This window comes from Streptomyces sp. PTY087I2, from assembly GCF_001687325.1.
Taxonomy (GTDB): Bacteria; Actinomycetota; Actinomycetes; order Streptomycetales; family Streptomycetaceae; genus Streptomyces.
Map to the genome: position 1 here is coordinate 16667 of NZ_LZRD01000019.1, position 20322 is coordinate 36988.

General features: G+C 71.3%; 19 protein-coding genes. 4 read left to right on the forward strand and 15 right to left on the reverse strand.

The window, feature by feature from the left end; translation table 11 throughout:
• The first annotated feature begins 26 nt into the window (after positions 1-26).
• Entirely contained in the window at positions 27-1031 is a 1005-nt protein-coding gene (gene hemB, locus A3Q37_RS20970; RefSeq protein WP_065486951.1) for a porphobilinogen synthase, read from the forward strand.
• A gap of 12 nt (positions 1032-1043) precedes the next feature.
• Here hemB and A3Q37_RS20975 read toward each other — a convergent pair whose 3' ends face one another.
• From A3Q37_RS20975 to A3Q37_RS20990, 4 genes are read right to left on the reverse strand one after another with little or no spacing between them, the layout of a single operon-like run.
• Positions 1044-1532, reverse strand: a complete 489-nt coding sequence (locus A3Q37_RS20975) for a hypothetical protein (RefSeq protein ID WP_065486953.1) — start codon at positions 1530-1532, stop codon at positions 1044-1046.
• Positions 1533-1550: 18 nt separating this feature from the next.
• Positions 1551-1958 (reverse strand): hypothetical protein, encoded by a 408-nt coding sequence (locus A3Q37_RS20980; protein WP_176711473.1) that lies wholly within the window; start codon positions 1956-1958, stop codon positions 1551-1553.
• A 48-nt stretch (positions 1959-2006) separates the two neighbouring features.
• On the reverse strand, positions 2007-4028 hold the full coding sequence (locus tag A3Q37_RS20985) for a hypothetical protein (protein ID WP_065486955.1): 2022 nt from the start codon (positions 4026-4028) through the stop codon (positions 2007-2009).
• Entirely contained in the window at positions 4007-4867 is an 861-nt protein-coding gene (locus tag A3Q37_RS20990) for a DUF4253 domain-containing protein (RefSeq protein WP_065486957.1), read from the reverse strand. The genes A3Q37_RS20985 and A3Q37_RS20990 overlap by 22 nt, the downstream gene beginning before the upstream one ends.
• 200 nt (positions 4868-5067) lie before the next feature.
• Here A3Q37_RS20990 and A3Q37_RS20995 point away from each other — a divergent pair, with 200 nt between their 5' ends.
• Positions 5068-5637: a dihydrofolate reductase family protein gene (locus A3Q37_RS20995; protein ID WP_065486959.1), complete on the forward strand. Its 570-nt coding sequence runs from the start codon at positions 5068-5070 to the stop codon at positions 5635-5637.
• Between the two features lie 10 nt (positions 5638-5647).
• Here the strand turns inward: A3Q37_RS20995 and A3Q37_RS21000 are convergent, their stop codons facing one another.
• The 3 genes from A3Q37_RS21000 to A3Q37_RS21010 all read right to left on the reverse strand — a co-directional run bounded on the left by A3Q37_RS21000 (position 5648) and on the right by A3Q37_RS21010 (position 7543).
• A complete protein-coding gene (locus A3Q37_RS21000; protein WP_065486961.1) occupies positions 5648-5890 on the reverse strand; it encodes a DUF397 domain-containing protein in 243 nt (80 codons plus the stop codon).
• A complete protein-coding gene (locus tag A3Q37_RS21005; RefSeq protein ID WP_065486963.1) occupies positions 5887-6672 on the reverse strand; it encodes a helix-turn-helix transcriptional regulator in 786 nt (261 codons plus the stop codon). Before A3Q37_RS21005 ends, A3Q37_RS21000 begins: the two co-directional genes overlap by 4 nt.
• 157 nt (positions 6673-6829) lie before the next feature.
• Complete coding sequence (locus A3Q37_RS21010) at positions 6830-7543, reverse strand: DUF4232 domain-containing protein (RefSeq protein ID WP_065486965.1); 714 nt, start codon at positions 7541-7543, stop codon at positions 6830-6832.
• Positions 7544-7738: 195 nt separating this feature from the next.
• Here A3Q37_RS21010 and A3Q37_RS21015 point away from each other — a divergent pair, with 195 nt between their 5' ends.
• On the forward strand, positions 7739-9169 hold the full coding sequence (locus A3Q37_RS21015) for a helix-turn-helix transcriptional regulator (protein WP_065486967.1): 1431 nt from the start codon (positions 7739-7741) through the stop codon (positions 9167-9169).
• Between the two features lie 83 nt (positions 9170-9252).
• Here the strand turns inward: A3Q37_RS21015 and argS are convergent, their stop codons facing one another.
• Positions 9253-11034 carry an arginine--tRNA ligase gene (gene argS / locus A3Q37_RS21020; protein WP_065486969.1) on the reverse strand — a complete coding sequence of 594 codons (1782 nt, stop codon included), beginning with the start codon at positions 11032-11034 and terminating at the stop codon, positions 9253-9255.
• Between the two features lie 158 nt (positions 11035-11192).
• On the opposite strand from argS, the gene lysS reads away from it, so the two are divergent.
• Positions 11193-12953 carry a lysine--tRNA ligase gene (gene lysS / locus A3Q37_RS21025; protein WP_065486972.1) on the forward strand — a complete coding sequence of 587 codons (1761 nt, stop codon included), beginning with the start codon at positions 11193-11195 and terminating at the stop codon, positions 12951-12953.
• Positions 12954-13037: 84 nt separating this feature from the next.
• On the opposite strand, the gene A3Q37_RS21030 is transcribed toward lysS, so the two are convergent.
• The 7 genes from A3Q37_RS21030 to A3Q37_RS21060 all read right to left on the reverse strand — a co-directional run bounded on the left by A3Q37_RS21030 (position 13038) and on the right by A3Q37_RS21060 (position 20300).
• Positions 13038-14414, reverse strand: a complete 1377-nt coding sequence (locus tag A3Q37_RS21030; protein ID WP_065486974.1) for a DUF2637 domain-containing protein — start codon at positions 14412-14414, stop codon at positions 13038-13040.
• 233 nt (positions 14415-14647) lie between these two features.
• Entirely contained in the window at positions 14648-15130 is a 483-nt protein-coding gene (locus A3Q37_RS21035) for a lasso peptide biosynthesis B2 protein (RefSeq protein ID WP_065486976.1), read from the reverse strand.
• Complete coding sequence (locus A3Q37_RS21040) at positions 15127-15384, reverse strand: lasso peptide biosynthesis PqqD family chaperone (RefSeq protein ID WP_065486978.1); 258 nt, start codon at positions 15382-15384, stop codon at positions 15127-15129. Before A3Q37_RS21040 ends, A3Q37_RS21035 begins: the two co-directional genes overlap by 4 nt.
• Positions 15385-15463: 79 nt before the next feature.
• Positions 15464-17272: an asparagine synthase-related protein gene (locus A3Q37_RS21045; protein ID WP_065486980.1), complete on the reverse strand. Its 1809-nt coding sequence runs from the start codon at positions 17270-17272 to the stop codon at positions 15464-15466.
• A 294-nt stretch (positions 17273-17566) separates the two neighbouring features.
• On the reverse strand, positions 17567-18253 hold the full coding sequence (locus tag A3Q37_RS21050) for a hypothetical protein (protein WP_065486982.1): 687 nt from the start codon (positions 18251-18253) through the stop codon (positions 17567-17569).
• A gap of 185 nt (positions 18254-18438) precedes the next feature.
• Positions 18439-19260 (reverse strand): DUF3558 domain-containing protein, encoded by an 822-nt coding sequence (locus tag A3Q37_RS21055; protein ID WP_065486985.1) that lies wholly within the window; start codon positions 19258-19260, stop codon positions 18439-18441.
• A gap of 197 nt (positions 19261-19457) precedes the next feature.
• Positions 19458-20300: a hypothetical protein gene (locus A3Q37_RS21060; protein WP_065487393.1), complete on the reverse strand. Its 843-nt coding sequence runs from the start codon at positions 20298-20300 to the stop codon at positions 19458-19460.
• Between the last annotated feature and the right edge of the window lie 22 nt (positions 20301-20322).

Here is a 20322-nt window from a genome sequence, read left to right on the forward strand (position 1 = left end):
GCTGCGTACGGGTCTATCGTCGAAGGATGACTGCGTACGCAAACTTCCCCGGCTCCCGCCCCCGGCGGCTGCGGACGACCCCGACGATGCGGCGGATGGTCGCCGAGACCCGGCTCGACCCCGCGAACCTGATCCTCCCCGCGTTCGTCCGGGAGGGCATCGACGCCCCGGTCGCCATCTCGGCCATGCCCGGCGTGCACCAGCACACCCTGGACACCCTGCGGAAGGCGGCCGTCGAGGCGGTCTCGGCCGGGGTCTCGGGGATCATGCTCTTCGGGGTGCCGGAGGACGGGAAGAAGGACGCCCGGGGCACGGCGGGCACCGACCCGGACGGGATTCTCCAGCTCGGTCTGCGCGCGGTCCGCGAGGAGGTCGGCGACGACCTGGTCGTCATGTCGGACCTGTGCCTGGACGAGTACACCGACCACGGCCACTGCGGGGTCCTGACGGCGGACGGCCGGGTGGACAACGACGCGACGCTGGAGCGGTACGCGGAGATGGCCCAGGTCCAGGCGGACGCCGGGGCCCATGTGGTGGGCCCCAGCGGAATGATGGACGGTCAGGTCGGCGTGATCCGGGACGCCCTGGACCAGACCGGCCACGAGGACGTGTCGATCCTCGCCTACACCGCGAAGTACAGCTCCGCCTTCTACGGCCCCTTCCGCGAGGCCGTCGGCTCCTCGCTCACCGGTGACCGCAAGACCTATCAGCAGGATCCGGCCAACGCCCGCGAGTCGCTGCGGGAACTGGCGCTGGACCTGGCGGAGGGGGCGGACATGGTCATGGTGAAGCCCGCCGGACCGTATCTGGACATCCTCGCCAAGGTCGCGGAGTCCGTGGACGTGCCGGTCGCGGCGTACCAGATCAGCGGCGAGTACGCGATGATCGAGGCCGCCGCCGAGAAGGGCTGGATCGACCGGGACAAGGCGATCCTGGAGAGCCTGACCGGGATCCGGCGGGCCGGGGCGCAGATGATCCTCACCTACTGGGCGACCGAGGCCGCCCAGTGGCTCGGACACGGCAGGGGCTGAGCCCCCGCGTGGTCACGGCCCACCCGCTCCGGTCTCCTGGAGCCGGTGGGCCTCCTTGATGGAGAAGCGGGCGCTGTCCCGTACGAGCGGGTCCTCGTCGGCCCGCGCGGTGGTGTCCAGGACCGTGGCGACGACCGGGTCGTCGGTGTAGGGCGCCAGCGACATCGCCGCGTACTGCCGGACCAGGTCCTCCGCCGGGTCGCGCAGCGCGGTGAGCAGGGCGCGGCCCGCTTCGTGGCGCAGCGCGGGGTCCGCCGGGGGCCACAGGCGCAGGACGGTGGCGCTCTCGACCCGGGCGAGGCCGTACTCGCCCGGGTCCGCGACGACCGAGACGAGGAACGGCAGCGCCTGGGCGTTGGCGTCCAGCTCGGTGATGATCTCGGGCTTGCGGTCGCTGCCGGCGGGCAGCGCGCGGAACTCGGCTATCAGGCGTTCTGCGGCTTCGGCCGCTTCCGTCGCGGAGGCGGCTTCCGTCGTGGTCGTGAGGTTCGTGTCGTTCATGGGGGTGGACACTTTCTGTCAGGGCCAGTCGACCAGTGCCATGAATGCTACGAAAGTGACCACGACGGTGGCAGGTGCGGCCAGGGCCAGGGCGAAGCGGCGGGCGGCGTAGCGGAGCCGGTGGGGGACCGCCCAGCTCGCGATCAGCACGGCCAGGGCGATGAGCAGGCCGATCCACAGGACGGTCCACCCGATCATCCAGCTGTCGTGGAAGCGGTCGGCCACCTCGCCGTTGCAGGAGTCGCACTCCATGGGGGAGAGCGCGCCGTAGAGCAGGGCGAGCAGCCCCAGCGGCACGGTGACGACCGAGGAGATCAGCGGGGCGACCCAGGCGCGGGGGTCGGGCGTCTCGTCGGGGCCGGACACCGGGCCGGCCGCCGGGGTGCCGCCGGTTCCGCTGTCGCCGTCGTGGCTGTTCTCGCTCATGTGGTCGAGTCAACCGCGAGGGGGCGCCGCCCGCATGAGTACGAGGGCTCAGTCCGCGACGGTCCGGTCGGCGCGGGCCTCCAGCCAGGCGTGTGCCGCGTTCACCTCGCCTTCCGTGAGGGCCGGGCGCACCTGGTCCGGGTGGCGCGTGACGTAGTGCTCGCGGGCCGCCTTCATGCCGATCGCGCGGGCCGCGTCGGAGAGCCGCCGGTCGTCCGCCACCTCCTGGGCGCGGTGCCACCAGCCGTGGCTGCGCGGGTCGATCGCGTAGTGCCACAGCGGCTGGGCGGGGTCGGCCACGCCGATCAGGACGCGCTCCAGGACGTACGCGCGGACGCCCGGCTCCCCGATCAGCTTCTCGGCGACGTGCAGCGGGTGTACGCCGTCGAGGCGGGCGCGGAGCAGCACCCAGGTCATCAGGTGCCCGGTGTCGTGCCCGCCGGAGACGACGAACTCCCACAGCTCGGCGGCCTTCGCCTCGTCGGGGGCGCCGAGGTGGGTGAGGAGCCGGACCGGGCCCTTCCAGAGCGGCTTGGGCTTCGCCCACCAGGCCAGCAGCGCTTCGGCGGCCGGGTGACCGAGGTCCTGGGCGAGGCAGGTCAGGGTGACCAACGGGTGGCGCCACTCGGTGTACGTGGTGCGGTACTGCTTGGTCAGCTCCTTCTTCCAGCGGGGGAGGAGGGCTTGCAGGTCCGTTTCGGTGGCCTCGCCGTGGGCGTACAGCACCTCCAGGCAGAACGCGATGCCCTGGACGCCGGTGGCGGGGTCGGCGAGCCGGTCGCGCAGCCACTGGATGTCGGACGGGGTGAGGGTGCGGTAGCGGTGGTAGATGTCGCCGAGGCCGCCCTCGTGGCCGGCGAGGTCGGGGCCGGTGCCCGCGAGGAGGTCGTCGCGGGCGGCCTCGTACCGCTCCACGGCGGCCAGCGCCTCGGCCGTTTCGGCGGCCTCGGGGAGGCGGCCGGCCGCCTCGCGCACGCGGCCGGCCGTGTCGGTTGCGGCCTTCGCGGCGGCGACCCGTAGCGGGCGCGGCAGACGGTCGTCCGTGGCGAACCGGACGGTGGCGAGGAGGAGCGGGAAAAACCCGTCGGGGGTCCGGTGTCCGTCCGTGACGGCTTCCCGCAGCGCGTTCAGGAGGCCGGTCTGCGCGGTCTCGGGCGCGGTGTGCGCCGTCAGCTCCTCGGAGAGTGCGGCGGCGGCGCGCACCGGGTCCGGTTCGCGCAGGGCGTGGTGGGCACGGAACCAGCCGCGCACGGCGCCGTCATCACCGGTCAGCGCCCACGTACGCAGCAGCTCCAGCGAGCGCGGGGACGGGTGCGCGGCGAGGGCGTACGCCGCGTCCGGGCCCAGCTCGGCGGCCACCTCCCAGGCCTCCGGGTGCTCCTGGCGCAGCAGCGCGAGGAGCAGCGGTCGCCGGCCGCGCCAGGCCGCGAGCCGCCCGGCGTACGTCTCCCGCCAGGCGGACAGCAGCCGTGCCGTCTCGTCGGGGGTGAGCGCCTGCCGGTGCTCCAGCGGGGCGGCGAAGAGGACGGCGGCGTCCAGGTCCACGGGGCCGGACAGCCGGTTGTGGAGCCAGCGTTCCTCGGCGGCGGTCAGCGGGTCGTACTCCGCGGACCGGGTGGTCCGGCTGCGCGGTGCGTCGAGGCGGGCGAGGAACTGGCGTACGCCCGCGGTGTCTTCGGGGTCGGGCAGCCCGTCGGCGTCGGTCGCCGTGACCCGGTCCAGCCGGAAGGCGCCCCGGGGGCCGCCGTTGACGATCCGGTAGCCGGGAGGGCCGTCGCCGAGGCCCGCGGCGACCGTGGCGTGGTCGCCGCCCCAGTGCAGGTACAGCACGCCCCGGAGGTCGCCGGAGCGGTCGAAGGCGTCGTGGGACTGCCAGTGCCAGTACGCGAAGGAGGTGTCGGTGGCGATGCCCCGGGCCGCGAACATCTCCGCCGCGTCCGCGTGGCCGTCGGACTGGGTGTAGCGACCCCGGGTGGGGGGAGGCAGGACGGCGAAGCCGTCGCCGCCGAGCGTGCGCCACCAGGCCTTGATCCTGCTGAGGTCCGTGTTCAGTCCCACCAGAACGACCACGCTTCCTGGTTGAGCACGGCCTTCTCGGCGTAGGCGTCGAGGTCGTGCGGCGGGGCCTGGTCGATGTTGTCCGGGCAGAACGCGTAGTGCTCGGCGGCCAGGGCGCGGGCCTCTTCGATGGTGCCGGGCGGGCGGCCCACGGAGACGATCATCGTGTCGAAGCCGAGCACCACGACCCGGGCGTCGAAGCGGTCCTCCCAGGAGCGGAGCACCGCGCAGAGCCGGGCCACGTCGTTCTCGTGGTTCATCGGGCCCGACCAGCCGATCGCCGCCGGTATGTCGGCGCTGCGGCGGGCCGGGACGAGGGCGATGCGGGCGCCGCCGAGCCATGCGTCGGCGTCGGCGGCGATGACGCCCGCGAGGCCCGCGGCCGCCGTGTCCGCGTCCTCGGCCGCCTCCCGCGCGGGGACGGGCGCGAGGCCGGGCCAGGAGGAGCCGGGGCCCGGGCGGTCCTCGTCGTGCTCGTCGGCCGTGTGGTCCGCCGCGCTGTCACCGATCTCGTCGGCCGTGTCGTCGATGTGGTCGACGTGGTCCGTCCAGTACCCCGCGAGGACCTCCTCGGCATCGTGGTCGCCGGGATACGACGTGTCGTCCGGGCAGAGGTCCCAGTCCTCGGGCCACTGGTCGCGCGAGCCGCCCGTGACCAGCACCGGCAGCAGCCCGAGCCGCCGCCCGGCCGCCCGCAGGTCCGGCCAGTCGCGCGGGGCCGCCGGGGCGTCCGCGTGCCAGAGCAGCGGTTCGTGCCAGGGGCCGTCCAGCGTGGCGTCCACCAGGGAGCCGGGCGGGAGATCCAGGCCGGAGGAGGCCAGGGAGGGCAGAGGGTTCGGGAGCGTCGCCATGGTGGGGAGCCTAGGCGGCGGCACTGACAACGAGCGGGGTGGCGGTCCCCCGAAAGCCGGGCCCGGGTCGACGCCTTCCGCTGAAGCGGTCATTTCCGGGCGAATCGCGTCCGGTGGGCGTATCGTCGTGGGCCCGTCGCGCGCCGCCCGTCGCGCGCCGCCCGGTCCCCGTCGGCCGGGCCGATCCGGCAGGAGCCGCCGTGAACAGGATCGTCACGTCCATCTCGCTCTCCCTCGACGGCTTCTTCGAAGGGCCCGACCAGGACATCGACTGGCACACCGTCGACGAGGAACTGCACCAGCACTTCAACGACTACTTCCGGACCATGGGTGGCTTCGTCGAGGGACGCGTCACCTACGAGCTGATGGAGGAGTTCTGGCCGACCGCCGATCAGGACCCGGCCAACGAGGGCCCGATGGCCGAGTTCGCGGGGATCTGGCGGGACATGCCGAAGTTCGTCTTCTCGCGGACGCTGGAGAGCGTGGGGCCGAACGCGACCCTGCTGCACGAGGTCGACCCCGAGCAGGTGCGCGGTCTGCGGGACGCCGCCTCGGGGGATCTGGCGGTCGGCGGGGCGGACCTGCTGGAGTCGTTCCGGCAGGCCGATCTGATCGACGAGTACCGGGTCTACGTCCACCCCGTCATCCTCGGCCGGGGCCGCCGCTTCTTCCGAGACAGCGAGGAGCGGCAGATGCTCCGGCTGATGGAGACCCGGACCTTCGGGAACGGAGTCGTCCTGCTCCGTTACGAGACGGTCCGGGCGGGCTGACCGGAGGGCGTCAGGCGGTGGCCGCGTAGGCGGCGAACGCCGACCAGGCGGAAGGCGCGACGGTGAACGTCGGGCCCTCGATGTCCTTCGAGTCACGGACGTGGACGGCGGCGGGGTGCGCGGCGATCTCGACGCAGGCCCCGCCTTCGTCGGAGCTGTAGCTCGACTTCCGCCAGTCGTAGGCGACTTCGAGGCACGCGCCGCCTTCGTCGCCGCTGTAGCTCGACTTGAACCAGTTCAGTGCGGTGCTCATGTCTCTCCCAGTAAACGGGCCAGCAGGCGCAGGGTCTCAAGGGGGGTGAGCGCCTGGGCTCGCAGCATCGCATATTTCTGGGCGAGGATGCTGATCTCATTCCGGTCCGAGATCAGGTGACTGCCGCGCTGGGTCTCGGAGTAGGCGACGTGTTGGTGGTCCGGAGTCTCCAGGAGGATGAAGGGGCCGTTGAGGCCCGCGTGAACCCTGCTGTCCAGTGGCAGCACCTGGAGGCAGACGCCCGGGAGTTGGGCCATCGCGTAGAGGTGGCGCAACTGCTCCCGGTGCTCCTCGTCCGACGTCAGCTTCATCATCAGCACCGGCTCCCAGATCACCATGCTGATCGTCGGCGGCTTCTTCCGGTCCAGGATCTGCTGGCGTTGCAGTCGCGTCGCCGTCTGCGTCTCGATCTCCTCCGGGCTGTAGACCGGGATCTTGTTGCTGAACACCGCGTCCGCGTACGCCTTCGTCTGGAGCAGGCCCGGGATGACCTGGTTGTCGTACCAGGAGAGCGCCAGCGCCTCGTGCTCCATGTCGAGGTAGTGCTCGGCCCACAGCGGAATCAGGTCGTATTCCGGCATGTTGTCGACCGCCGTCGCCAACGCGCCCTTGGTGTCCAGCAGATCGTCGATCGTCTCCGCCAGATCCGGCACGAGCGAGCGTCTGCCCTGCTCGATGGAGGCGATCGTGTCCTCCTGTACGCCTGCGGCTCGGGCCAGTTCGACCTGGGTCATGCCCGCCTCGGTGCGGAACCGGGCCAGGAGCTTGCCCACGAGCTTCATCGTCGACGCGTTCTTACGCTGTCGCTTTCTGGGGTGCATACGGTTCCCACTCCCACCCAGGAACCCACTTCACGCATGCGCGACCCGTACAACAAAAATGTACGGGTCGCGCATGGTTACGGCACGTCAGGCGCTGGCCCGGGCCCGCCTCGGCGGCTCAGAACATCAGTGCGGTCTCGACGTCCGACTGCCAGTAGGTGACGAAGCCCCGGCCGTCCGTGTACGTCTCCGCCGGGAGCTTCAGCGTGGCCTCGCCCTTGGACTTGTTGTTCTTGTCGACCATGATCACGCCGAGGTTGTCGCTCTTGACCGGCTCGTCCTCACCGGGCTCGCCGAGCAGTCCGATGCCCGCGTACGCCTTCTCGCCGGGGGAGAGCACGACGACCGCCTGCGGCTTGCTGTCGTCCAGGACCGGGTACACCGCCTGCGCGTCGTCGAAGCGGAGGAACGGCGCGTGGTACGCGGCGCAGTCCTTGGAGCCGGTGTTGGTCACCGTGAGCAGCAGGTGGTTGATCGGGCGGCTCACCGAGGAGACCTTCACCGTGGAGTTCTTGGGCGTGCACGCCGGGATCGACGCCGCCGCCTCCGCGTTCGGCGCGGTCCCCGGCTTCTTGCCCCGGTTGGCGCCGTCGCCGTTGCCGCCCGCGTGCTTCCCCTCGGTGGGCACGGTCTGCGTCTCGGGTGCGCCGGCCTCCGGCGCGTCCGACTGCGCCTTGCCGTCGGTGTTCGCCGCCGCCGGGGTCGCCGTCTCGGCGGCGCCGGCCGGCTTGGTCCCCATGGCCTGGTCGTCCCCGCCGCAGGCGGTCAGCGAGAGGGCGGCCGCGAGAGCGGTGGCGGCGAGGGCGGTGGTGCGGATGCGGTTGGTGCGCATGGCGGTGGTACTCCCCGTACTCGGTTGGTCTGCGGTTCTGCTGTGGTCTGGTCCGAGCTTGTGGGGTGGCGGAATCCGGCCGCAACGCCTGCCGAACCATTGGGGATGCTGGAACGTCTACGCGTACGGTGACCTGCGGGAATTCCGCGTCCCTGGAACGCCGTTCCGGGACGCACGAGGAAGGGGAACGCCGTCGTGGCGACGCCGGAGGCTGTGGAGTTCGCGGCTCTGCTGAAGGATCTGAAGGAACGCTCGGGGCGCAGCTACGGGGTGCTGGCGGGGAAGCTGCACGTCAGTACGTCGACCCTCCACCGGTACTGCAACGGGGACGCCGTGCCGAACGAGTTCGCTCCGGTGGAGCGGTTCGCGCGGGTGTGCGGGGCGTCGGGCGACGAGCTGGTGGAGGTGCACCGGCGGTGGATCGTGGCGGACGCGGCCCGGCGGCGGCCTTCGGCGGGGGCCACCGCACCTACGGCTGCCGTTACGCCTGCGGCTGCTGGTGTGCCTGCCTCTGTCCCTGTGCCTGCTGGTGTGCCTGACGCCGTGTCCGATGCTGTGCCGGACGCCGTTCCCGGTGTGGTCGAGCTCCGTGAGCCGGCCCCGGCGTCCCGGGAACCCGAGCCGGCCCAGTCGTCCGATCCGTCGGGCCCGCGCGCCCGTTGGGCCCGGCTCTCCCGGCGTACGCGGGTGCTCGTCGCCGCCGCCGGGGTCGCCGCGCTCCTCGTCCCCGCCACCGTCGTCGCCGTCGATCTCGCCGGGTCGGGCAAGGAGGGCGGCGGGAGCGCCGCGGACCGGGTGGAGGACGCGGGCGGGGACGTCGCCGCCGCGCCGGAGGGCTCCGTTTCGGCCCCACCCCGGCCGTCCGCCGGCCCGAGTTCGGCCGATCCCTCGGCGAGCGTCTCCGCGTCCCCGTCGGGGCAGCCGTCCGGGAAGCCCGCGGCGGGTTCGGGCACGGGGCAGGGGCAGAGCGGGGGCGACGACGGCGGTGGCGGTACGGGCCTCGGCGCTCCGCCGACCGTCAGCATCTCCTCGTACAACTGGGAAGAACCCTGCGGCCAGCACTACTTGGTGAACCGGGGGCCCGACGAGCTCGATCCGCCGCCCGCGCCACGGGACCGGCGCGGCTGGGCGGAGTCGTACGGCGGGGTCGACGCCGGGAACATGCTGCTCCAGCTCACCGTGCAGGGCACCTCGCGCGAGGCGGTCGTCCTGAAGGGCATGAACGTCCGGGTCGTGTCCCGCAAGGCTCCGCTGCCCTGGTCGGCGTATCTGATGGGCAACGGCTGCGGCAGCGGGATCACGCCACAGACCTTCGCCGCCGACCTCGACGCCGGACATCCCACTCTGCGGGCGGTGCCGGGGACGCAGGGGGACATCGAGGTTCCGGCGGTGGACTTCCCGTACAAGGTGTCGTCCGAGGACGTGGAGGTCTTCAACCTCGATATGGAGGCCGCCGGTTACGACGTCACCTGGTACCTGGAGCTGGAGTGGAGCAGCGGCGGCAAGGAGGGGACGCTGCGGATCGACGACCACGGGAAGCCGTTCCGCCTGAGCGGGATGAAGGGACGTCCGGAGTATGTGCACGGCGGCCCGGGCTACGGCTGGGAGCGCACCGGCCAGCCCTGACGCCCCGGGGATTCCTGTACGCGACCGGCCCCGGCGCCTGCGGAACAGGTGCCGGGGCCGACGTGTCCACGCGGCGGACGCGGTCAGAGGCGCTCGGGCGTCCGGATGCCCAGCAGCGCCATCCCCCGGTGCAGGGTCCGGGCGGTGAGGTCCACCAGGAAGAGCCGGTTCTCGACGACCTCCGGGGCGTTGTCCGGGCTGAGCACCTGGCACTGGTCGTAGAACGTGGTCAGGTGCGACGCCAGCTGGTACAGATACGCGGCCAGCTTGTGCGGCTCGTAGCCCGCGGCCACCTCGGAGAGCACCTCGCCGAACTGGTCCAGGTGCAGGCCGAGCGCCCGCTCCGCCGGGGCCAGCGCCAGCTCCGGGTGGGCGGCCGGAACCGCGTCCCCGGCCTTGCGCAGGATCGACCGGATCCGGGCGTACGCGTACTGGAGGTACACCGACGTGTCGCCGTTCAGCGACACCATCTGGTCCAGGTCGAACTTGTAGTCCCGTACGGCGGAGGTCGACAGGTCCGCGTACTTCACGGCGCCGATGCCGACGTACCGGCCGTTCTCGACGATCTCGTCCTCGGACAGGCCGACCTTCTCGGCCTTCTCCCGCACGACCGCGGTGGCCCGCTGGACCGCCTCGTCGAGCAGGTCCTCCAGCCGGACCGTCTCGCCCTCACGGGTCTTGAACGGCTTGCCGTCCTTGCCGAGGACCGTGCCGAAGGCCAGCTGCACGGCCTTGACGTCCTCGTTCAGCCAGCCCGCCCGGCGGGCCGTCTCGAACACCATCTTGAAGTGCAGCGACTGCCGGGCGTCGACCACGTACAGCAGGGTGTCGGCCTTGAGGTCCTGGACCCGGTTCCGGATCGCGGAGAGGTCGGTCGCCGCGTAGCCGTAACCGCCGTTCGTCTTCTTCACGATGAGCGGGACCTGGTTGCCGTCCGGGCCCTTCACATCGTCGAAGAAGACGCACAGCGCACCCTCGGAGCGGACGGCGACGCCCGTCTCCTCCAGGATCCGGCAGGTCTCCTCCAGCATGTCGTTGTAGCCGGACTCGCCGACGATGTCGGGGTCGCGGACCTCCATGTCGAGCTTGTCGAAGACCGAGTGGAAGTAGATCTTCGACTCGTCGACGAAGCCCTGCCACAGCTCCAGCGTCTCCGGGTCACCGGCCTGGAGCGCCACCACCCGGTCCCGGGACCGGGCCTTGAACTCCTCGTCGGAGTCGAACAGGGCCCGCGAGGCCTTGTAGACCCGGTTCAGCGTCGACATCGCCGCCTCACCGTCGCTCGCGTCGCCCTCGTGCTTCAGGGCGCCCGGGTGCTCGATCAGATACTGGATGAGCATGCCGAACTGGGTGCCCCAGTCGCCGATGTGGTGCCGCCGGACGACGTCCTCGCCGGTGAACTCCAGGATCCTGACCATCGCGTCGCCGATGACCGCCGACCGCAGATGGCCGACGTGCATCTCCTTGGCCACGTTCGGCTGGGCGTAGTCGATGACCGTCTTCCCGGCCTCCGGCCTCCGCGGCACACCGAGCCGGCCCTCGGCGTCCGCCGCCCGGGCGGCCAGCGTCTCGACGATCGCCCTGTCGGTGAGCGTGATGTTGAGGAAGCCGGGGCCGGAGACCTCGATGTCCTTGATCAGCTCACCCGCCGGGAGGGCGGCGGTGACCTGGCCGGCCAGCTCCCGGGGGTTGCCCTTGAGCTTCTTGGCGAGCGCCAGGATGCCGTTGGCCTGGAAGTCGGCCCGGTCGCTTCGGCGCAGCAGCGGGTCCGCGGCGCCGGCATCCGGCAGGGCTGCCGTCAGGGCGTCCGCCAGCTGCTGCTGGAGCGTGGAAGCGAGGGAAGGGACCGAGCCGTGCTCAGGCATGGGACGGGCTGCCGTTTCCGTAGGGGGTACGAGGGATCCTCTTGGGTCTCCAAGGGATCTCCCCAGTATCCCACGGGGTGTAAAGCCGTTTTCGCGCTGCGGGGGGTAGCTGGGAGAATGGTCGGTAACCCACTGGGACCGACAGACGAGAGAAGGACGTGCCGACCGTGGCCGAGAGTCAGACCAGCACCGAGACCGACTGGGTCTCCCGCTTCGCGGACGATGTCATCGCCGAATCGGAGCGTCGTGCGCCTGGCAAACCGGTCGTCGTCGCCTCGGGCCTCTCGCCCTCGGGCCCGATCCACCTGGGCAACCTCCGCGAGGTCATGACCCCGCACCTGGTCGCCGACGAGATCCGCCGCCGCGGGTACACCGTGCGCCACCTGATCTCCTGGGACGACTACGACCGCTACCGCAAGGTCCCCAACGGCGTCCCGGGCGTCGACGCGTCCTGGGCCGAGCACATCGGCAAGCCGCTGACCTCGGTGCCCGCCCCGGCCGGCTCGGCGTACCCGAACTGGGCCGAGCACTTCAAGGCCGCCATGACGGCCGCCCTGGACGAGCTGGGCGTCGAGTACGACGGAATCAGCCAGACGGAGCAGTACACCGCCGGGACCTATCGCGAGCAGATCCTGCACGCGATGAAGCACCGCGCCGACATCGACGCCGTCCTCGACCGCTACCGGACGAAGAAGGATCCTTCCGCCACCGCGAAGGGCGGCAGGAAGCCGCAGCAGAAGAAGGTCGACGAGGCCGAGCTGGAGGCCGCCGAGGGCTCCGGCGCCGCCGCCGAGGACGACGGCAGCGGCAACAGCGCCGGCTACTTCCCGTACAAGCCCTACTGCGGCAACTGCGAGAAGGACCTCACCGTCGTCACCTCCTACGACGACGACACCACCGAGTTGAACTACACCTGCTCGGCGTGCGGCTTCGCCGAGACGGTCCGGCTCAACGAGTTCAACCGCGGCAAGCTGGTCTGGAAGGTCGACTGGCCGATGCGCTGGGCGTACGAGGGCGTGATCTTCGAGCCCAGCGGCGTCGACCACTCCTCGCCCGGCTCGTCCTTCGTGGTGGGCGGCCAGATCGTCCGCGAGGTCTTCGACGGTGTGCAGCCCATCGGGCCGATGTACGCCTTCGTCGGCATCTCCGGCATGGCCAAGATGTCCAGCAGCAAGGGCGGGGTGCCCACCCCGGCCGACGCGCTGAAGATCATGGAAGCGCCGCTGCTGCGCTGGCTCTACGCGCGCCGCAAGCCCAACCAGTCGTTCAAGATCGCCTTCGACCAGGAGATCCAGCGGCTGTACGACGAGTGGGACTCGCTGGGCCGCAAGGTCGCCGACGGCACGGTGCTGCCCGCCGACGCCGCCGCGTACTCGCGGGCCGTCCGCACGGCCGCCGGGGAGCTTCCGAGCACCCCGCGCCCCCTCCCGTACCGGACGCTCGCCTCGGTCGCCGACATCACCGCCGGCGCCGAGGACCAGACGCTGCGCATCCTCAGCGAGCTGGACCCGGAGAACCCGCTGACCTCGCTGGACGAGGCGCGCCCGCGCCTGGACCGGGCCGAGAACTGGATCACCACCCAGGTCCCGGCCGAGGCCCGCACCATCGTCCGCGACGAGCCCGACAAGGAGCTGCTGGGCTCGCTCGACGACCAGGGCCGCGAGTCCCTGCGCCTCCTCCTGGAGGGCCTGGACACGCACTGGTCGCTGGACGGGCTCACCACGCTCGTCTACGGCGTGCCGAAGGTGCTGGCGGGCCTGGAGCCGGACGCCAAGCCGACGCCCGAGCTGAAGGCCGCCCAGCGGTCCTTCTTCGCGCTGCTCTACCGCCTGCTCGTCAGCCGCGACACGGGCCCGCGCCTGCCCACGCTGCTGCTCGCGGTGGGGGCGGACCGGGTGCGCAGGCTGCTGGGCGCGTAACGCCGCTGCCGATGACGGAGGGCCGCCGCCCGGGATTCCTCTCCCGGGCGGCGGCCCTTTCGCTGTGTGCCGTACGTCTGTGTCTCAGGCGGGCTGTTCGGCGGTCGGCCGCTGCGCGTAGGCCTCCTTGAACTGCGGCATCAGCTGCTGGAGCAGCTCCACCGAGCGCGGGTGGCGGACGTTGCGCGTGTCGGCGAGGTGGATGTCCAGGATCTCCACGGTCGGGAACTGCGCCTGCGCGTCCGTGTACTCGCTGAACACCTCGTACGCCTCCCGGGCGAAGTCGGTGTCCTCCATGGGCCAAGGCTCCACCTGCGGGGCCTCTTCCGGGTCGGGGACCTCGGGCGGCTCGGGGGCCCGCTCCTCCTGGCGGGGGTGCGGGACCGCGCCGATCGTGCCGACGTCACCCAGCGGCCGGGTGCGGCCGGGGCCCGCGGGGATCTGGACCGGGGTGCGCTCCACGCCCTCGACGTACTCCGGGTCGTACGCGCTCTCGTGGCCGTTGTCCGGCAGCTTCTGGGCGGCGAACCAGGGGCTGTCGTGGGTGGGCGGGACGGCCGGGTCCTGCTTCTGGAGCGAGGCGGGGTGGGGCTGCTGGGGCTGGGGGTGGGGCTGGGCGTGCTCCGGGTGGGCTTCCTGCTGCCCGTGCTCGGTGCTGGGCTGCGGTCCGTACGGCAGCTCGGCGTGAACCGGCTCGGCCCGGTCCGGCCCGGCGGGGCTCAGCTCGGCCTTCGCGTGGTCGGCCTCGACGGGCACCGGCGGCAGCAGGGCCGGTTCGATGCCGGCGGCGGCGAGCCCGGCCGGGGCGGTCTCGGCAAGGGGCACGCCGTACTTCGCCAGGCGCAGCGGCATCATCGACTCGACCGGGGCCTTGCGGCGCCAGTTGCGGCCGAAGCGGGCCTGGAGGCGGGCCTGGTAGATGAGCCGGTCCTGTTCGAGCTTGATGACCTGCTCGTAACTGCGCAGCTCCCACAGCTTCATCCGCCGCCAGAGCTTGAAGGTGGGGATGGGGGAGAGCAGCCAGCGGGTGAGGCGGACGCCCTCCATGTGCTTGTCGGCGGTGATGTCGGCGATGCGGCCCACGGCGTGGCGGGCGGCCTCGACGGAGACGACGAACAGCACGGGGATCACCGCGTGCATGGCGGTGCCGAGCGGGTCGGGCCAGGAGGCGGCGCCGTTGAACGCGATGGTCGCGGCGGTCAGCAGCCACGCCGTCTGGCGCAGCATCGGGAACGGGATGCGCATCCAGGTCAGCAGGAGGTCCAGGGCGAGCAGGACGCAGATGCCCGCGTCGATGCCGATCGGGAAGACCAGGGAGAACGTCCCGAAGCCCTTCTCCTCCGCGAGTTCGCGCACGGCGGCGTAGGAACCCGCGAACCCGATCGCGGCGATGACCACCGCACCCGCGACGACGACCCCGATGAGTATGCGGTGCGTGCGTGTCAGCTGCATCGCGGCCACCTGCGATCCCCTCCCCGACCTCTGTGCCCGGCCGTGTCCGGCCTCTGCGCCGGCCTTTGTGCCCGGCGAGGGGACAGCCTGGCACATGTGTACGAGTTTCGTTGCGCGGGGAGGAGCGCGGGCGGCTCCGGGCGACCGCCATGGCGGCGACTTGCCGGGGTTTCTGACGGGATTTCCGCCCGGGGTCCAGGCCGGACACGCCCTGGGCGAGCCGGGCTTCCGGTGGGCCGGGCCTACTGATCCGTGGCCGGCTCGTCCTCCGTGGCCGGTTCGCTCTCCGCGAGGGGAAGCGGCGTGGTCGGCGGCACGGTGAACAGCCGCGAGTAGCTGTCGTAACCGCCCGTCTCGCCGATCATCTCCCGCCCGGCCTCGACCCAGGCGTGGGCGGCGAACGGCGGTGCCGTGCGCACCCCCACGCACCAGGTCGGCCAGGTCCCCCGGAACCGGCACAGCAGCGCCGTCGCCAGAGAACGGGGCAGACAGGCGCGCAGCCCGTGCAGCCCGAGACTGGAGGCGAGCACGGAGTCCCGCGCGGTCGTGATCTCGGCGGCGTCGGCGGCCTTCGCCCCCTTGCTCAGCCGGACCAGCACGCGGCGCACCACGTACGGCTTGAAGAGCGCCAGGACCCGGGCGAGGCAGATGGCGAGCCTGGTCTGGAGGCGGAGCTTCCAGGAACGCGGCCGGTGGTCGCGGTTGAGCGCGACGGTGACGCTCACTTCTCCACCACCCCGGCCGAGCGCATGGCTTCGATCAGCGCGTGCACATCGGTGGTGGCCCGCTCGGTCTCCACGTCGAAGCGGTCGGTGACCCGCCGTATCGCCTCGTCGGGCCCTTCGCCGTCCAGCAACGTCCGGACGATCACCGCGCCGGGCGGGTTGAGCTGCCAGTACTGCCCGCTCTTGGTGTCCAGCAGCACGGCGCCGTAGTCGGTGTCGGTGACGACCAGATGCTTGCGGTTACGCAGTTTCATGCCTGGCTCATCCTGTCTGTGGGGTGGGTGCCGTGTCTGTGGGGTGGGTGCCGTCGTCGCTTCGTCGTGTGGCCGCTCGTCAGGCGACGGAACGCAGCCAGACCTCGCAGCTGAGCGTGGAGTTGATGGATCCGTCCTTCAGGTCCGGGGTGCCCGGCCGGCTGCACAGATCCGCGAGACGGGCGGCGTCGATGAGCCCCGCCTTGCCCAGCGCGCTCTCCTGCCAGAGCTCGATGAGTTCCGCGCGGTGCCGGTAGAGACCGCCGACCGCGTCGAAGCTGCCCTCGGCCTTGGAGGTGCGGGCCCGGCACGCGTCCGGAAGGATCCCGCGCATCGCCTCCATCAGCAGCGGCTTGTACGCGTAGGGGGTCGCCCGGTCCTCGACACGTACGGAGAGCGCGGCGTCCACCACGGCCTCGTCGAAGTACGGCATGGACAACGGCACTCCGGCGAGCCGGGAGGCGTCACAGGTGGACGCCATGTCCAGCGTGGTGGTGAGCAGGTTGTCCAGCTCCAGATGCCGACTGACGACCGGACTGCGGGGCTCCGCCTCCGCGACCACCCGGGCGAGTTCCTTCGCCAGCAGCTCCCGGCAGTCGGCCGTGAGCCAGGACGGCACCACGGGCTGGCGTACCCAGTTCAGCCCGGGGGCGCTGAAGCCGAGGTCGCCCGACCCGTCCAGGTCGATGGCGGCCAGCGAGCTGCGGTACGAACCCCGGTCGGCCAGCTGGCGCAGCACGGTGGTCCAGGACCATCCATAAAGAATTCCATATGCGCGAATACGCTGAAGAGAGAGAACGGGGCGACGGGTCAGCAGGCTGTAATAGTGCGATCCGGAACTGAAGAACAGATGATCTCCGCCCTGCCCGCCCATATGCAGCCGGGAGCCCCGTTCTGCCATGCGAGACATAAGGATCGTCGCGCGTTTCCGGCTGACTGCGATCATTCCGGGGAAATCGGACCGACAGGCGGTGTCGAGTGCGCCCGAATAGAAGAGCGGCTGTTCCTCGGGAGGGAGCTGGTAATGCTCCACGTGCGGCCAGGCCGATGCCGCGACCCGCGCCCAGTGGCCGTCCTCGTTGATGGATTCGTCACCGCCGTTGGTGCAGACGATGAATTCTCCCTCGCCGAGCTGGCCCGCGGCGATCGAGCTGAGCGAGGTGGAGTCGAGACCGCCGGAGAGGTCGGAGCTCATCAGCCCGCCGCGGTGGGTGCGTGCCCGCACCGAGGAGACCAGGGCCTCCCGTACGGCCGCGGCTCCCTCGGCCATCCGCAGCCGGGACTCGGGCGGCCGGTGCCGGCGTACGGTGCGGACCCGCTCGTCGCCCGCGCCGACCACCAGGCGCAGACCGGGCTCCACCGCGTCGACGCCGAGCCACATGGTGCGGCCGTCCAGGTGTCGCGGCACCGGCAGCAGCAGCTTCCAGGCCAGCGCCGACATGTCGATGGAGGCCCCGACGAGTTCGGCCAGGCGCAGCGCCCGGTCCGAGGCGACCACCGTGCCGTCGACACGGCCGTGGTAGACCCGCCGGGTGCCGTAGGCGGTGCCCTGGACGTGCAGAGCGCCGGCGACGCTGCCGAGTACGTGGAAGTCGCCGGGCAGCACCGACGGCAGGTTGTCGAGCGCGGCGGGGGAGCCGTTCATACGGGCGACCAGGTCCTGGAGCTCGCCCTCGAGCCGGGGGAGGGTGCCGATCAGCGCCACGGAATCGTGCCCGGCCCGGGCCACGGCCAGGTCCTCGTCGTCCCAGCTGCCCAGGATCCAGGGGCGGCCCGAAGGGTGGTCGACCGACGTGAGACCGGGATGCGCGGAACGCAGGCGACGGACCACGGCCGCCGCATCGTCCCGATCGGGAAAGGCCAGGAAGTGCGGCGTGCCGTGATCCATCACAGTCAACTCCTGAGGAACGAGGTACTAGAACCAGCCGGGGGCGTTCCAGTCGGCCTGGATGATGACGACCAGGCCGGTCTCGCTGCGGAAGGAGCCCGCGGCATTGAACTCAGGGGTCTCGTAGACAGCCTTCTTCATGGATGACACTCCTTTTCTCTCTACGGATGGAGCATGGCGAGGCTTATCGTGCTGACCCGCGATGCGCCGATCAAGAGGAGTGGCAGGTGAGTGCCACAGCGGAATGTGCGTCCCCGGTTATTTCTCCCGGCGGAGTGAAGGCTTTTGTTTCTGTCACTCGCAGCCGCGCTGCCAGTTCCAGCCGATGAACGTGTTCTTCAGGTCGACCTCGAACTCGCAGGACGCGGTCCCGTCGGCCTTGAGGGCCACAGTGGAACGGTGCGTATTGGCGTACACGTTGCCCGTCAGGTCGAAGATTCCCTTGTAGGTGAACGAGGCGTCGGCCACGTTGGTGGAGACCGCGCAGTTCGCGACGCAGTCGGCGGACTTGCCCGAGGACTTCAGCGACCAGCCCGCGTTCCACGGTTCACGGTTCCACTGCTGGGTCGCTTCGGTGGACGAGGCGGTGACCACCGTGCCGTCGGAGCTCCAGTCGGACGTCGTGTAGAGCCCCGTCATCCGGATGTTGCAGCAGTCGTACATCTCGGACCAGCTGCGGACCTGCCGGTCGCCCTGGGCGGCGGCCCGGGCCGTCCGTGCGGTCGCGGCCGGGCCGGCCTTCGCGACCAGCCGTGCGGGGCCGAGCACCGGCTCGCAGTCGGGGCCGATGGAGACGTCCTGCCGTACGGCCATGCCTTCGGGCGGTACGGGCAGGGCGCCCGACAGCTTCACGTCCCCGCACGCGCGGGTATCGCCGGATGCCGCCGTCCCGGGCTCGGCCGGAGCCGCGGTGGCGGCGGTGGCGGTGAGCGCGACCAGACCGGTCGTGAGCGCTGCGGCGAGTGCGATTCGATTGCGCAATTCCCTTGCCTTTCCTCGGGGTTCGCCGTGGAGCGTAACGGCGTCCGGCCCGCTCGAAACGGAACCGGGGGAGGGTTGGCATGAAGGTGACAGGCGTATGCCACCGGGGTTTGCCCAAACGTGCGAAACCCGGCCCTCGGGAGGGCCGGGTCGCGGGAAAGCCGTGCTGGGAGGGGGTGCCGGGGTCAGCTCGACTTCGGCTTCGCGGAGGACTCGCTCTTGTCCGCGTCCTTGTCCGCGTCCTTGCCCGTGTCCTTGTCCGCGTCCTCGTCGGCGCCCCCGGAGCCCGCGGTCTTCTCGACCGCGGCGACCGCCTCCTTCGCCGCCTTCTGAGCGCCCTTGACGATGTCCGAGGACGACGGGGTCTTCGCTCCCGCGTAGCCCGCGCCGTTGTACGTCAGGGTGACGACGACGTTGCCCGTACGCGCCACGACGGTGGCGTACACGAAGTCCTCGTCCGTCTTGCTGAGGCCGTACGTGACGAGGGTCGCCTGGTCGCCGATACCGGCCGCGGGCTCCGCGGCGACCTTCTCGGCCCCCTCGGAGGCCTTCGTCTTGGTGACCTGCTTCGCGTAGTCCTCGGTGGCCCGCTCGGCGCCGCTGCCCAGCGACTGGTCCGAGTCGAACCGGGTGAAGCCGACGTCCATCCAGCGGTACTGCGAACCCTTGACGCCCTGGTCGTCCAGGCCGTTCCAGGAGCAGCTGCTGCGGACCGACAGGTCGGAGGACCCGCCCGCCGTGCCGCCCTTCTTCTTGGCCTCGGGCACCAGCTCCTCGATCGTCTTCATCCCGATCGAGCCGCACGGGTCGGGCAGATCGTCGAACTTCGCCGGCTCGACGGTGGGCTCCGAGGGCTTGGTGCCGGCCGTGCCGGACGACGACGAGCCCGCGTCCTTCTTGCCGTCGGAGCCGGAGCCGGAGTCCGACGAGCAGCCGACGGCTACGAGCATCACCGGAACGGCGGCGCAGGCGAGGATGCGGGACAGGCGCGGGGCTGATCGGTGCATGGTTCCTTCACTCGGATGGCACGGGTGGAGCTCTCGGGTGCTGGAGGTCTCGGTTCGTGCGGTGTACGGGCGGGCTCGGTAGCGGGTCGGTACGTCTTCCGGACAGCCACGGTACGACGGGCGGCGGATGTGCCGCGCCGCCGCCGAGGACCCCCGGAGACCGGAAAACCGGCCGGTGGGGGCCCGTCGGAGGGGGGCTACTCGCTGAGCGTCTCGGCCAGCTTCCGGGCCAGTGCCTGGGCCTTCTCCTGAAGTTCCTTGCCGTCGGGCACCTGCGTGACGAGGGCCGGCTGCTCGGCGTACCGGACGGTCACGACCACGTTCGATGTGCGGAACACCACGCTCACCGTGTGGTGCTGTGCGGTGGAACCTGCCCGTTTGGGCAGATCCTGGAGAAATGCGGCATCTCCGAGGTTGTCGAGGATGCGGGAGGGGAGGGCTTCCTCCGGGCTGCCGCTGCTTCCGGGGGTGCTTGCGCCGCTGCTCGCGTTGTCGCTTCCGGAGGGTGAGGGATCGGCCGACCCCGTGACGTCGTCGACTTCAGGGCTTTTGCTCGCTTTACCCTTCTTACCCTTCTTGTCCTTCTCGTCGGGCGGCCCGGAGGGCGCCGAGGAGGACAGGCCGGCGGCCTTCTCCTTCTTCGCGTACACGGTGTCGGCACGGTCGTCGTCGCTGACCGCGGGGTCGTACGAGACGACGCGCTCGAGGTCGATGAAGAGGCTCCGCGTGGCGTTCGGTGCGTCGGACTTCCAGCCGCAGCCGACCTTGCGGTCCGTGTCGTACGTGACGGCCGCCGAGCCCCGGAACACCTTGTCCTGCTGGTCTCCGGACAGCTCCGCGGCGCCGGGCAGCAGGTCCTTCAGCATGGAGCGCGGCACGGCGCGGCAGGGGGCGGGCAGGGTCAGGTACTTGCCCGGGGGTGCGGGCTTGACCGTCGGGCTGCCCGCCTTGCTGTCGGCGCCGTTCGCGTCGCTGCCGGCGCCGGCGCTACAGCCGACGACGAGCGCTGCGAGAAGCGCGACGCCGGGTACGTACGGCAGGTGTCGCACCGTCCCAGGCTCC